This is a genomic window from Paragemmobacter straminiformis (genome assembly GCF_014243445.1).
Lineage (GTDB): Bacteria > Pseudomonadota > Alphaproteobacteria > Rhodobacterales > Rhodobacteraceae > Paragemmobacter > Paragemmobacter straminiformis.
Window position 1 is genome coordinate 308,693 of the sequence record NZ_JACLQD010000001.1, and the last position, 12,869, is coordinate 321,561.

The following is a 12,869-nucleotide window of genomic DNA, read 5'->3' on the forward strand; positions in this document are numbered from 1 at the left end:
GATCAGGCCGCAGCCGCTTGCGAGGTCTGGGCAGAGAAGATGGCGGGAAGATCGGGCAGCAGCACGAAGCCCTCCGCTCCCTTGTAAAGTCCGATGAGGTATTCGGGCGGCCACAGGCTCGCCGTTTCCGGCACCCGTTCGATGCGCAGGGTCTCGATGGTCGTGACCTCGTGGACGGCATCGGCCTGAATGGCGACCAGCGCAGGTTCGCCGTCGAGCGGGATTTCCAGCACCAGAATGCGGCTGCGGTCATCCACTCCGGCCTCGGGAATGCCAAGCGCGATCTTCAGGTTCGCCAGCGGCACCACCGACCCGCGCACGTTCACCACATGCGGCACGAAGGCCCCCGCCCCCGGCACCCGCGTCACGGGCAACGGGTCAAGGATCTCGCGCAGCACATCGGCCGGAACCGCCAGCGTCTGGCTGCCCAGCGCAAGCGTGACAAGGGTCAGATGTTCGGTCTTCCGAAGCGATGCGAGTTTCATGCCGCCACCTCTGCAAATGCCATGCCTTGCGTCGCCGCACCGCGCCCGAGGCCGATCAGGTGGCCCACGTCGAGGATCAGCGCCACCGACCCGTCGCCAAGGATCGTCGCCCCCGAAACCGCCCGCACTCCGGCATGCAGCTTCGACATCTGCTTGATGACGGTCTGGTTGGTCCCGACGATCCGGTCGACCACGATGCCCACCCGCGTCTCGCCCGAGCTGACGATCACCACGTTCTGTTCGCCCGGGGCCGAACCCGCGCAGTCGAACAGCGACCGCAGGCGCAGGAAGGGCACGAACTTGCCACGGATATCCAGAAAATCGCCCGAGCGTTTCGGCTCGGCGCGGTCTTTCGGCAGGGCCACGATCTCTTGCACCATCGCCATCGGCAGGGTGTATTTCTCGCCCGCCACCTCGATCAGCAGACCTTCGATGATGGCCAGCGTCAGCGGCAGGCGCAGCGTCACCGATGTGCCCGACCCCAGTTTCGAGTCGATCTCGATGCTGCCGCGCAGCCCTTCGATGGTGCGGCGGACCACATCCATCCCGACACCACGGCCCGACAGCTCGGTCACCTCGGTCGCGGTGGAAAAGCCCGGCTCGAAGACCAGCGCAAAGGTCTGCGCCTCGGTCAGCACGGCCTCGGGCGCGATGATCCCCTGCGACACCGCCTTGGCGCGGATGCGCGCGGGGTCCATGCCGCGCCCGTCGTCCCGCACGCGGATCAGCACCTCGGCCCCGGCATGCTGGGCCGAAAGCTCGATGATCCCCGTGCCGGACTTGCCCTTGGCGGCCCGCTCGTCCTGCGTCTCCATCCCGTGGTCGATGGCGTTGCGCAGCACATGCACCAAGGGGTCGGCCAGCTTTTCGATCACCGTCTTGTCAAGTTCGGTATCCTCGCCCAGCACGTTGAAGGCGACGGGCTTGCCCAGACTGTCCGACAGCCCCGAAATCAGCCGCCGGAAACGCCCGACCAGCGACCGCATCGGCACCATGCGCATCGTCATCGTCGCATCGCGCAATCCCGCCGCCAGCCGCGTGATCTGCTCGGCGGTGGTCATCAGCGCCGGATCGCGGCTCTGGCGGGCAAGCTCGGTCAGCCGCGCCTCGACGATGACCAGCTCTCCCACGGCATCCATCAGCGCATCCAGCCGCTCGGCCGGAACGCGGATCGTCGCCGCAGCCGCCGCCACCGCCGCAGGCACCGCCTCGGCCGCCGGCACCGCTTGAAGCACGGGGGCCACGGCGGGGGTTGCGGCGGGCGCCGCAACGGGGGTCGCAACGGGGGCCACGACAGCAGCATCCTCGACCGCAGGCAGCTCGGTTCCAGCCGCGCCCAGCTCAAAGTCGAAGCCGCCGCTCTCGGGCCAGTCGCGCGTCAGCTTCCATTCGGCATCGGTGAACAGGAACACGTCCTCGACCTGCGCCTCGGTCACCGAACCAGGCAGCACCATGCGCCAGACGATATGGCAGGCATCCGGTTCAAGCAGGTCAAGCGGCGGCACATCGGCCAGATCGGCCACGATCGCCCCGGCCCCCAGCGCCCGCAACTCGCCAAGGACGACCTCGGGCCGCGCGCCAAGGCCCAGCGCCTCGCCCAGCAGCCGGAATTCCAGCGTCAGCGACGCGGCGGCCTGCGGGGCCACCCCGCCCACCGCCGCCACGGCGGCAGCCACGGGCGCGGCCTCGGCCACCGGACAGCCCAAAGCGGCCAGCCCCGACAGGATCGCATCGCGCCGCCCCTCGGGGTCGGCCACGCCATCGACCAGCCCCGGAATCTCGTCCCGCGCCGCCAGCGCAAGGCGGATCAGCTCGGCGCTCACCGGCACCTCGCCCGCGCGGACCTTGTCGAACAGCGTCTCGAACCTGTGGATAAAGGCCGCAAGCTCGACAAAGCCGAACATCGCGCCGCTGCCCTTGACCGTGTGCAGGTCGCGGAACACCTGATTGACCAGCCCCATATCCTGCGGCGCGGCCTTCAGATCCAGCAACCCCCGCTCGAGACTGTCGAGCAAATCGCGCAATTCCTCGCGGAACACGCCTGCCAATTCGTCGTCCACCATTACCCCAGCACCTTCTTCATGACCGCCAGCAACTTGTCTTGCGTAAAGGGCTTGAGCATCCAGCCCAGCGCCCCCGCCTCGCGCGCCTGCGCCTTCAGCCCCTCGTCCCCATCCGTCGACAGCACGACAATCGGCACGCCGCGCCCCATCGGGTGCTGGCGCAGCGCGCGGATCATGCCCAGACCGTCAAGGTTCGGCATGTTCTGGTCGGTGATGATCGCATCGACATGCGCGCTGGTGGCCTTGGCCAGACCATCCTGCCCGTCCACCGCTTCCAGAACGGCGTAACCCGCCTCCTGCAACGTCATGGCAATCATCTTCCGGATCGACGGGCTGTCATCCACCGTCAGGATGGTCTTGGTCATAGGCTTTGCCCTTTGTTGGAATCTTGTGCTGAAAGGCCGCTCACCGGCAGGCCAAAGGGCGGCAGGGCCAGGGCCTGCGCGGCGCTCCAGACGGCGCTGCCCTCGGGCATGTGCAAATGCAGCCGCCGCCCCGTGCGGTCGGCAAGGGCGCTGGCCGAGATGAGGACTTGCAATATGCCGGTATCGACCTGCTCGACGGCCGCGAGGTCCAGCGTCACATCCCCCGCGTCAAGCGCCCCGGTCAGCTCTGCCGCCAGTTCGCGCGCATCCGAATGCCGCAGAACGCCCGTCTTTGCCGTGGTTTTCATGTAATCCTGCCCCCGTTTAAGCCACAGCCGCCACTCCGTTCCACACGCAGGGCGGCGACTTATGCACAAACGGCGCGATGCGGCGCGCTGTTAGGCGGGCGGGCGCAGAAAACAGGTCCCGAAATGAGAAAGCCGCCCGAAACCGGACGACTCTTTCGCATAGGACGCAGGGGCCGGACGAACCGGCCCCCGCATGGAAAGCCAAGGATCAGTAGGGGTTGCCGACCAGCGCGGTCACAAGGCCCGAACCGATTTCAGCCGGATCGCCCATCTGGCCCGAGATGTTGGCGGTCATAGCGCCCGAACCCAGCGCACCGATGGCGGTGGTGCCGACGTTGCCGACCGTGGTGTTCACGTTCGCCAGCGCAAGGTTGACCGACCCGTCGATCGCGCCCGAGTTGACCGAGATGTTCTGCATCGCGACCGGGTTCAGGATCGAACCGTACTGTTCGGCCGACATTCCGGCGGTGGTGCTCAGGCCGGTTGCGGTCGACTCGGCTTTGGCCAGCAGGCCCGAAGCGTCGAAGGTCGCGGTCATGTTGCCCGACTGCAGCGAACCGATGGCGGTGGTCGACAGGTTGCCCAGCGTCAGCGTCAGCGGGTTAAGCACGTTCAGCAACGAGGCCGGAACGTCCGAACCGTAGACGCTGGCGTTCACCTGGCTGTACGACCCGAAGCCGTTCGGGCCGCCGAGGCCGTCGATGATGTCGGCGAAGTCCGACGTGGTGCGCTCGGTGTCGATGTTGATCGAACCGTTCACGTCGTTCAGGTTCTGCGCGACGTTCGACAGGCTCGCCGACAGCTCGGTCGCATCGTTGAGGATGCCCGAAAGCAGCGAGTCCGACGATGCCGGATCGGCGGCAAAGGCCGAACCGCCGAAAGCGACGCCAGCCACGAAGGCGGTAGTGGAGAGAAACTTTTGCATCTGTGTCTTCCTGTATCACGGTCCCGCCCCCCAAGCGGTCCGCTTTTCTATCGGGGGGTATCGGGGGCCCCAATCGCACCGGATCGCTCCGGCGGAATTCTTTTGTCAGCCTCCGCTTTTCGGCAGGAACATCACGCTGCCCTGTGACGGGCTGGGCGCCACGAACATCTCGGTCGGCGGCTGGATGCGCATCACGCTCGGCATCGACGCGGGCTGAAGTGTCGGCGTCGGTGTCGGGGTCGGGGTCGGCTTCGCTGCAAGCAGCGGTCCGGCGGGCGCGGGTGCTGCGGGCGCAGGCTCGGCCTCGGATGTCTTGCGCTCGGCTTCGGCGGGCGCGGGCGGGGTCAGCTTTTCGGCCTGCGCGGCATTTGCCGCCTCGCGGCCCGCTGCTGCGGCAACGCGCATCGCCTCTTGCACGACGACGGCCGTCACGTCGCCCTCTTCGCCGTCCAATCCCAGCCGCGCCGCCTCTTGCAGCAGTTTCAGCGCAAGATTGGCCATCTGGATCGCCTCGGCGGCCAGTTTCATCCGGTCGATGGCGTTCTCGGCGGTCTGCGACTTCTTCGCCGTCTGGATGGCGCGCGTCGCGGTCTTGGTCGCCTCCTTGCCCAAAAGCGAGGCATCGCCGCGCGGACTGCGCGGTTGCTCTCCCTTGGGGTCGGGCTGCCCGCCCTGCGGCGCGCTTTCCTGCGGCGGCGCGGGCAGCATTCCCGGCGGCACGGGCTGGCCCGGCGCCTGCCCCTGCGGCGGAACAGCCGGCGGCGGCAGCGCCCGCTCGACCGGCACGTTCAGGTCGTTGCCCGTCTGCCCCGACACCTCGTAGACCGAGGTGTCCGCCGTCCCGTTATGCTCGACCGCCCCCGCGCCGCCCGGCACCAGCCCGCGGCATTGCGCATAGACGCCGGGGTTCATCACCTGACCCAGCAGCTCGAACGTCGCCAGCGACACCATCTGGCGCAGCGCGAAATTCATCGCCTCGCGCTCCATGCCGCCCGCATCCAGCGACACCAGCGTATCGCCAAAGAACTGCGTGCCGCTGAAGCCCGCTTCCGACATGTAAATCTGCTTCTGCAACGGGATCGACGCCACGACCCGCCCCGTGAAGGCATCGACCATCGACAGGTCCAGACCCACCATGATCCGGCTTTGCCGCTTTTTCGGCCCGAAGCCCGCAACCGACACCTCGTAGCCGCCGCCCGGTATGTAATCGAGGCTGTTGATGCTGCCCGAGATGTAGAAATTCACCGGCACCTGGCTTTTGATGTCACGGATGCCCCATGTCGCTTCGATGACCGAGACGTTGACCTGGCTGCGGTTCACCACCGTCACGCCCGACCGGAACAGCGCCGATTGCACCATGTCGCCCGCGCCTTGGGTCACCATCTTGCCCGAGCCGCCGTCGTTGTAGGTTTCCTTGCCCGTGTTGTCGGTCACCGTGCCGACGGCGAAAACCACGTTGCGCTTGATCTTGCCGCGCAGGCAGCCCAGCGCGGAATCGAAAGCGGTCACGATGTCTTCGATCGGCGGGCCCTGCACCAGATTGGCGCGCTCCCACGGTTTTTCCGTTGCCCCCGGAACGGCGGTGCAGCCAGCCACGGCCAGGGCCGCCGCCCATGAGACCGCTTTCGCCGCAGCGCCCCGCATCAGTTGCATGTCTGCCCCTGCGCGCTTGACGCCATGCTGATGTCGATCCCGAAGGACGCATCGAGGTTCGGCGTCCCCTGCTCCATCGTGGTCATCGTGCCGTCGATGCATCCCGTGCTGTCGGCGCGGATGGTCGAGTCGACGGTGTTGCCGTCGCCCGTCACGTCGATGTTGGTCGTGCCGGTGTTCAGCGCGCCCACCGCATAGCTCGACTGCGTCGAATCCCCGACCTGAAAGGCCGAGTCATTCGTCGCCCCCGCGCCGACCGACACTTCCTGATAGTTCTGCCGGTTGTCATAGGTGTTGATCGTGGTCACGCGTCCGGCATTGCGCGCGGCCAGCATGGCCTGCGCCTGCTGCAACAGAAGCGTCCGTTCCGCGACCGACGAAAATCCCCAGCCCCCGCCCCAGTTCTGGCCGGGGCTCGACCACTCCTGCGCCATCGCGGCACCGCCGCCCAGCAGGGAAACCGCAATCATGACGGCCCGCAGGCCCGCGCATTTCGTTGTCCGTTTCGTCGTCATCTTCATCTTCCAGCCGGCATTCGCCGCGCAGATCCGCTTCGGCTCACATGCCGCGTATTCAGTAGGTCGCACTCACCGACACACCGTTCGGACCGGCCGAGGCCGAGAAACTGCCCGAAGACGAGGTCGTCGAACTCGAGGACGAGCCTCCGCCCGCGCTGGACGACGAGGAACTGCCCCCGCCCGCCGTGGCGCTGCTGCTGGTGCCGCCCCCCGCGCTTGCCCCCGACGCGCTGCCCCCGCCCGCCGTCGTGGCCGATGTGCCCGTCCCCGAGGCCGAAGCCGATGACGCCGTCCCGCCCGATGTCGTGCTGGCCGAGGACGAGCCGCCACCGGCACTTGCCGAAGACGAGCTGCCCGTATTCGTGCCCGGAGGCGTCGAGGGCGACGGCGGGGTCGAAGGCGTGGGCCGCGTCGACGGCGAAGGCGGCGTCTGCGGATCGACCGCGCCGATCCCCGCAACCTGCGGCGCGACCAAAGGCGCGCATTTCATCGCCGCAGGGCGCGAATACTTCTCGTCAAGGATCAAACCCTGCTCTTCCGCCCAGCAATAGACGTTCTCGTATTGCGGCTGCGGCGGCGTGCATGCCACCAGAACGATCGCCGTTGCCGGAAGCAGCGCCATGCCGCCAAGTCTTGTGCCGATCCGGTTCATTGGAAACCCTTTGGACAAATGGATATTTCTCCAATTCCGGATAACATTGCACCCACAGGCAACCAATTTGTCTTAACGCTGCATTGCCACGCCACAGGGTGCCGTTAATATCTTAGGTATCGGTCACCATCCGTATCGCTCCGGTTTCCCTTCAAAACCCTTCTTGTCCCTTCAAAATATGAATGGCAGAAATAATAAAAGCCGGACGCATCGCATCCGGCTTCATAAAATCAGCTCTGCCTATTTTAACGAAAGCGCGCTCAAAGATGTCCGTTCTGTTTCAGCCAGCAGGTCAGGATCGACCTTATCGCCTGCGGCCGGCTCACATCATCGTCGAGCGAGGCGCGGTACCGCTCGAGTGCTGCCAGTTGCCTTGCGTTCAGATGGACCCCGACAAGAAAGCGCTTGCGGTCCACCGCGTCGCCCCATCCGGCAGCGCCGGAATAGTCAACCTGCCCCGCAGCCCCCAGCGCCTGCTCTTGCAAGGGCGTATCGCCGTTCCGGATATCCATGTCCCGTCCTCCGTCGAAGTCTGCCGCAGTATGGGCCAGCACGAAAGATTGTGTAGCTGGCCTTGGGGCTGTAACGGGTGTCGCTGCGGTCTGCGGCACCCGCCTTACGATGCCCGCCCCGCCGCCCGCGCCTCAGGCCAGACCGCTGGCGATCGACTTCATCGCGATCTGCGTGCGGTTGGTGACATTCATCTTGGCGCACAGCGAACGCACGTGCATTTTCACTGTGATTTCAGTCAATCCCAGCTCGCGCGCGACGTCCTTGTTGGTCTTTCCCTGACAGATATGCCGCAGCACATCCATCTCGCGCGGCGAGATGTTGGTCGCTTGCGCCCGCCGCTCGGGCCGCGCCCAGGTGGCGCTCAGCACGCTCGGAATATAGATCTCGCCGGAATCGACGAAGCGGATCGCGTTGGCCATCGACTTGGCGGAAAGCGTTTTCGGGATGAAGCCGGAAATCCCCATTTCCAGCGCCTGAAAAATCGCCTCTTGCCGCACCTGCCCCGAGAACAGCACGACCCGGCCGCCCTTGTTGGCCTTCACCGCCGTCTCGATCCCCTGCAACCCGTGCATCCCCGGCATGTCGAGGTCGAGCAGGATCACGTCGAACGGCCCCTCGGCTTCGATCGCCTCGACCACGGTCTGAAGGCTGTCCGCCCGCGCCACGGTGAACCCGCCGTCGCTTTGCAGAAAAAGATCGATCATATCCACGAGCAGCGCATGGTCGTCGGCTATCAGTATTGATATCTTCGATTTGTCCGGCATGTTATATTTCCCCCTGCCTTGCAGTGGGCGGAAAAGGACAGCAATTCAACTTTCCGACAAGTCTACAAATCCAGCGCGAAAGATATTTAACGGCAGACCTCGGGCGGGGGTATGTGCGTCAGCGTGAGTTATTCCGCGCCTAGCCCTTATCCAAGGTATAAACCTACAGACCTTATTTCCCGAACGACACCGATGCGCATTTGCGCCCGCAACGCCCCGCCCGTTACAACGGGGGGTAAGGCGTGCCTTGACCTGCCCGCCTCTCGTACTGCCGTAACGGAAAGCCTTACCCCCGACCGCGGTCGGGGGTTTTTTCATATACGCCGCCAGCGGCCACGCCACGCCCGCCGTCACAGGCATCGAAACATTCGGGAAAAATCTGGTGGAGCAGAGGGGGATCGAACCCCTGACCTCGTCATTGCGAACGACGCGCTCTCCCAACTGAGCTACTGCCCCCACGGGCGGGCTTCTCGCGCATCGGCGCGGGATTGTCAAGCGAGCGCCCCGCCCCCGATCACGCCCGCAGCCAGCTCCGGCTCAGGCCCGCGCGGCCATATGGCCCTGCACGAAAGCCACGATATCGGCCGCCGGACGCGCACCCGCCAGTCGCGCCACCTCGCGCCCGCGCCGATACAGCACCAGCGCCGGAATCCCGCGAATCTGCGCCCGTTGCGAAATCGCCGGATGGTCCTCGGTGTTCAGCTTCGCCAGCCGCACCTGCGGGGCCAAACTCTTGGCCGCCTTGGCGAATTCCGGCGCCATCATCCGGCACGGCCCGCACCACGGCGCCCAGTAATCCACCAGCAGCGGCAATTCGTCGTCGCGCACCGCCTTGTCATGCGACAACCCGTCAAGTTCATGCACGCGCCCGTCGGCCAGCGCCTCGCCGCAGCTGCCGCATTTCGGCCCGCCCGCCAGCCGCTCGCGCGGGACGCGGTTCGTCTGCCCGCAGGTGGCGCAAACCAGTTTCACCGTCTCAGCCATGATCGCCTCACATTCTATTTGCCGAATATGAGAATCGCGGACGCGCCCTGCAAGGGGGTCACATCAGATCCGCCTCTTCGCCTGCGACATCCACACCCAGCGCCTCGAGCCCCGCTTCTAGGTTCTCGGCCAGATGCGGCATGCCCATCAGATACTGGTCGGTCGGCACCGTCGCCTCGGCATAGGCGGTTTCGACCGCCTCGGCATAGGCATCGGCCTCGAACGCCCCGCGCCCGACCCATGCGATGGCGGTCAGATGCGCCTTTTCATCGTCGTTCAAGCCGTTGATAAAGGCGTGCAACTGCTTTTCGCCCGCCGCCTCTTCGCGCATCAGGAAAATCACCTGAACCACCTTGTCCGAGCTGATCTCGATCATCGCACATCTCCTTGAGCTGCCGCGATGCTCACCCCGCAGCCGTTGCACCGCAAGCCCTTAACGACTGTTACAGCCAATCGTGAAGCGGTCAGACCAGCGCAAAGACCGCGCCATAGGCCACAGGCCCCGCCAGCGTCGCCAGCACCACCGACCGTCGCCAGCCCCAGACCGCCAGCACCGTGACCACGCCCGCCAGCAGCGGCAGCCTTGCCTCCCCGACCATCGGAAGCACCGAGGCGACCACCAGCGTCGCGATAGCCGCAGGCCCCGTCGCGGCCAGAAACCGCGCCATCGGCCCGCCGGCCCGCCCCTCGCCCAGACCAAAGCGAAAGGGGCCATAGCGAAAGGCGTAATTGGCAAAGCCCACGATCAGCGCCAGCGCCAGAACCTCGATCCTCATTTGCGCACCAGCCCCGCCAAAGCACCCGCCACCATACCGCCAAGGATCCCGACCGTGGGCGAGACAGCCAGCGTCCCCGCCACCGTCGCCACCCCGGCCACCCCGATCACCGGCACCGCCGCGCGGGTCAGGATCGACAGCAGCAGCGCCAGAAACAGCGCGGGCAGCATGAAGCCCAGCCCCGCCTCGACGGCCGGATAGTCCTGCAAGGCACCGCCTCCCGCCAGCGTGCCGACCGCCGTGCCCGAAACCCAGGCGGCATAGGCGCCGATCCCGATCCCGAACATGAAAGGCTCCGAAAAGCGCCGCCCCCGCGCCACCTCGCCAAGGGCCGCGCCGAACACCTCGTCCGTCAGGCCCCAGGCCCAACCCCAGGCCAGACGCCGCGCCCCGTCGGCCCCCGCCGCACGCATCAGCGCAGGCCCGTAAAGCACATGCCGCAGGTTCATCGCGACCAGCGTGAACGCCGCCACCAGCAAGGGGGCACCCGAGGCGACAAGCGCCAGCGCCAGAAACTGCGACGCCCCCGCATAGATCACGACCGACAGCATGACCGCCTCGGCCCCCGAAAAGCCCGCCTTGGTCGCGGCCACGCCAAAGGCGAAGGCGATGGGAAAATAGCCCAGTGCGATGGGCAGGGCGGTGACAAGGCCACTCGCAAAACCGGACTTGTCTTGGCTCAAGGAACGCTCCACCCGAAACACCCGCCAAGACCTAGCCGCCCCGCAGGGCAAAGGGCAAGCCTCCCCCGACAGGGCGCAGCCGAAAGATGGGCCATTGCCGAAAGCTGGGCGCAGCCGAAAGATGAAGCCTTCGTAACCCCGCCGTGCAACGCGTCTGCATCGGCTGTGCATTCCGGCTGATGAACAGGGTCTTGCCAGCCGCGCCGCCCCCCTGCGCCAAATCTTGTCCGGCAGGGCAAGTGCCACGCGGTCCGGCGCCGCTTCGACACCTCGCCCGACCGTGGCCACCATCGCCGGAACGCGCGGCCAGAACGCGCGGCCAGAACCAAGCGGAATCAATCGGTTAAACCGTCTCCACCCGGGCCTCGGGCAACAGCCGATCCACATCCTCGGCGCGGCACAGCTCGGTCGCCGCCGACATGACCGCCGCCGCAGCCGCCGCCACACCCTTGGCAAGCGCCTCGGCCTCGGTCCCGCCCTGCGCCAGCGTCAGCACATAGCCGCCCACAAAGGAATCCCCCGCCCCGACCTTCGACCGCACCGCGACCTTCGGTGCCTTGGCAAAGATCCGCAGCCCCTCGCCCGCCAGAACCGACCCGTCCGAGCCGCGCGCGACGATCACCTTTCTGGCCACGCCACGCGCCACCAGCTCTCCCGCGAAATCGGCTGTATCGGCACGGGTCGCAAGCGCGCGTCCCGCCAGCGCCTCGGCCTCTTCGCCATCCATCCGCAGCACTTCCAGCCCCGGCACGGGGTGTTCCACCGCCCGCGTCAGGGCCGCGCCGCTTGTGTCCATCACCACCCGCATCCCCGCCATCGCCGATGCCAGCCTGGCCGGAAAATCCACAGGAACTCCGGGGGGTTGGCTGCCCGAGATCACCGAGAATCCCCCCGGTTTTCCCGCCGCCCGCAGCAGCATGAAGACCCGCTCCTGATCCTCGTCATGCCAGACAGGGCCGGGCAGCATGAAGCGGTATTGCCGCCCCGTCGCCGCCTCGTTCACCGTCAGGCTCTGCCGCGTCTCGCCCGGTCCGGTGATGCCAAGGAACATCACCCCCTCGCGCCGGATCAGCTCGGCCAGACGGTCGCCGGTCAGCCCGCCCAGCGCAACCAGCGCAAGGCTTTCCCCGCCCAGCAGATGCACCGCGCGGCTGACATTCAGCCCCCCGCCACCGGGGTCGAGCTGCGGGTCCGAACAGCGCAGCTTTTCATCGGGACGCATCACCGCGACCTCGGTCGCCATGTCCAGCGCCGGATTCAGCGTCAGCGTCAGGATCGGCGCCTGCTGCCGGAAACCGCCCTTTTCACCCGTTGCCATCGCCGCCTCCCGCACCCGCCGCCCTTTGCGTTATGATAGCGGTAACAAACCCCATGCTACAACCCGCGCAACGGCGCACAGATGCCCTGCGCCCATCGGCATTTGCGGAAACGGGAAAACGGGTTACCTGATCGGCACAGAATTCAAACGCTCCCGTTCAGGAAAGAAGACCCGACATGACCGTCAAACTCGCAATCGTCTACTACTCCACCTACGGCACCAACCACAAAATGGCCGAAATCGCCGCCGAAGCCGCCCGCGCCGCCGGTGCCGAGGTCAAGGTCCTCCGCATCGCCGAAACCGCCCCGGCCGAGGTGGTGAACAGCCAGGACGCGTGGAAAGCCGCCGCCGAGAACCAGTCCTCGGTTCCGGTCGCCACCCCGGCCGACATGGAATGGGCCGACGCCTACATCTTCTCGACGCCCACCCGCTTCGGCAGCGCCACCTCGCAGATGCGGTCCTTCATCGACACGCTGGGCGGCCAGTGGTTCACCGGCAAGCTGGCGAACAAGGCGATCTCGGCCATGACCTCGGCCCAGAACGTGCATGGCGGCCAGGAAGCCACGATCCTCGGCCTCTACACCACCTTCCTGCACTGGGGCGCCATCATCGCAGCCCCCGGCTACACCGATGCCGCGATCTTCGGCGCGGGCGGCAACCCCTACGGCTACAGCCACACCCAGGGCGCCGAATTCGACGAGAAAGTCGTGGCCGCCATCAGCCATCAGGCCAAGCGCACCGTGGAAATCGCGGCCAAGCTCAAGGCCTGATCGCCAAGCGGGGGGCGCTCACCCGCCCCCCCTTCTTTCCGGATACCGACCGCCCGCTTCCTCTTGCCCCAAATATCCACAGGGGGTGAATG

16 protein-coding genes and 1 tRNA gene are annotated in these 12,869 nt (G+C 66.5%); 2 read left to right on the top strand and 15 right to left on the bottom strand.

All coding sequences use genetic code 11. The features are described 5' to 3' along the window. Positions 1-2: 2 nt before the first annotated feature. The 7 genes from H7F16_RS01365 to H7F16_RS01395 all read right to left on the bottom strand — a co-directional run bounded on the left by H7F16_RS01365 (position 3) and on the right by H7F16_RS01395 (position 6,314). Complete coding sequence (locus H7F16_RS01365) at positions 3-485, bottom strand: chemotaxis protein CheW (RefSeq protein ID WP_185795760.1); 483 nt, start codon at positions 483-485, stop codon at positions 3-5. Next, a complete protein-coding gene (locus H7F16_RS01370; protein ID WP_185795761.1) occupies positions 482-2,548 on the bottom strand; it encodes a chemotaxis protein CheA in 2,067 nt (688 codons plus the stop codon). Before H7F16_RS01370 ends, H7F16_RS01365 begins: the two co-directional genes overlap by 4 nt. Then, positions 2,548-2,913, bottom strand: coding sequence for a response regulator (locus H7F16_RS01375; RefSeq protein ID WP_185795762.1), 366 nt, complete (start codon positions 2,911-2,913; stop codon positions 2,548-2,550). Before H7F16_RS01375 ends, H7F16_RS01370 begins: the two co-directional genes overlap by 1 nt. Beyond that, positions 2,910-3,221 (bottom strand): STAS domain-containing protein, encoded by a 312-nt coding sequence (locus H7F16_RS01380; protein WP_185795763.1) that lies wholly within the window; start codon positions 3,219-3,221, stop codon positions 2,910-2,912. Before H7F16_RS01380 ends, H7F16_RS01375 begins: the two co-directional genes overlap by 4 nt. A 208-nt stretch (positions 3,222-3,429) precedes the next feature. Beyond that, positions 3,430-4,146, bottom strand: coding sequence for a hypothetical protein (locus tag H7F16_RS01385; RefSeq protein WP_185795764.1), 717 nt, complete (start codon positions 4,144-4,146; stop codon positions 3,430-3,432). 105 nt (positions 4,147-4,251) lie between these two features. Then, positions 4,252-5,799 carry a CsgG/HfaB family protein gene (locus H7F16_RS01390; protein ID WP_185795765.1) on the bottom strand — a complete coding sequence of 516 codons (1,548 nt, stop codon included), beginning with the start codon at positions 5,797-5,799 and terminating at the stop codon, positions 4,252-4,254. Further along, positions 5,790-6,314, bottom strand: a complete 525-nt coding sequence (locus H7F16_RS01395) for a hypothetical protein (RefSeq protein ID WP_185795766.1) — start codon at positions 6,312-6,314, stop codon at positions 5,790-5,792. The genes H7F16_RS01390 and H7F16_RS01395 overlap by 10 nt, the downstream gene beginning before the upstream one ends. A gap of 188 nt (positions 6,315-6,502) precedes the next feature. On the opposite strand from H7F16_RS01395, the gene H7F16_RS01400 reads away from it, so the two are divergent. Continuing rightward, entirely contained in the window at positions 6,503-6,868 is a 366-nt protein-coding gene (locus tag H7F16_RS01400; protein ID WP_185795767.1) for a hypothetical protein, read from the top strand. A 361-nt stretch (positions 6,869-7,229) separates the two neighbouring features. Here the strand turns inward: H7F16_RS01400 and H7F16_RS01405 are convergent, their stop codons facing one another. The 8 genes from H7F16_RS01405 to H7F16_RS01440 form a co-directional block, all read right to left on the bottom strand. Continuing rightward, on the bottom strand, positions 7,230-7,481 hold the full coding sequence (locus H7F16_RS01405; RefSeq protein WP_185795768.1) for a hypothetical protein: 252 nt from the start codon (positions 7,479-7,481) through the stop codon (positions 7,230-7,232). Positions 7,482-7,613: 132 nt separating this feature from the next. After that, positions 7,614-8,246 (bottom strand): response regulator, encoded by a 633-nt coding sequence (locus H7F16_RS01410; RefSeq protein ID WP_185795769.1) that lies wholly within the window; start codon positions 8,244-8,246, stop codon positions 7,614-7,616. Between the two features lie 380 nt (positions 8,247-8,626). Then, positions 8,627-8,702 (bottom strand) — tRNA-Ala (locus H7F16_RS01415). A gap of 81 nt (positions 8,703-8,783) precedes the next feature. After that, entirely contained in the window at positions 8,784-9,230 is a 447-nt protein-coding gene (trxC, locus tag H7F16_RS01420) for a thioredoxin TrxC (RefSeq protein ID WP_185795770.1), read from the bottom strand. A gap of 58 nt (positions 9,231-9,288) precedes the next feature. Further along, on the bottom strand, positions 9,289-9,606 hold the full coding sequence (locus H7F16_RS01425; RefSeq protein WP_185795771.1) for a DUF3775 domain-containing protein: 318 nt from the start codon (positions 9,604-9,606) through the stop codon (positions 9,289-9,291). A gap of 88 nt (positions 9,607-9,694) precedes the next feature. Further along, positions 9,695-10,006: an AzlD domain-containing protein gene (locus H7F16_RS01430; RefSeq protein WP_185795772.1), complete on the bottom strand. Its 312-nt coding sequence runs from the start codon at positions 10,004-10,006 to the stop codon at positions 9,695-9,697. Beyond that, positions 10,003-10,689 (bottom strand): AzlC family ABC transporter permease, encoded by a 687-nt coding sequence (locus H7F16_RS01435; RefSeq protein WP_241741127.1) that lies wholly within the window; start codon positions 10,687-10,689, stop codon positions 10,003-10,005. Before H7F16_RS01435 ends, H7F16_RS01430 begins: the two co-directional genes overlap by 4 nt. Positions 10,690-11,032: 343 nt before the next feature. Next, positions 11,033-12,007 carry a 1-phosphofructokinase family hexose kinase gene (locus H7F16_RS01440; RefSeq protein ID WP_185795774.1) on the bottom strand — a complete coding sequence of 325 codons (975 nt, stop codon included), beginning with the start codon at positions 12,005-12,007 and terminating at the stop codon, positions 11,033-11,035. A gap of 176 nt (positions 12,008-12,183) precedes the next feature. Here H7F16_RS01440 and wrbA point away from each other — a divergent pair, with 176 nt between their 5' ends. Beyond that, positions 12,184-12,777, top strand: coding sequence for an NAD(P)H:quinone oxidoreductase (gene wrbA, locus H7F16_RS01445; protein ID WP_185795775.1), 594 nt, complete (start codon positions 12,184-12,186; stop codon positions 12,775-12,777). Positions 12,778-12,869 lie beyond the last annotated feature (92 nt).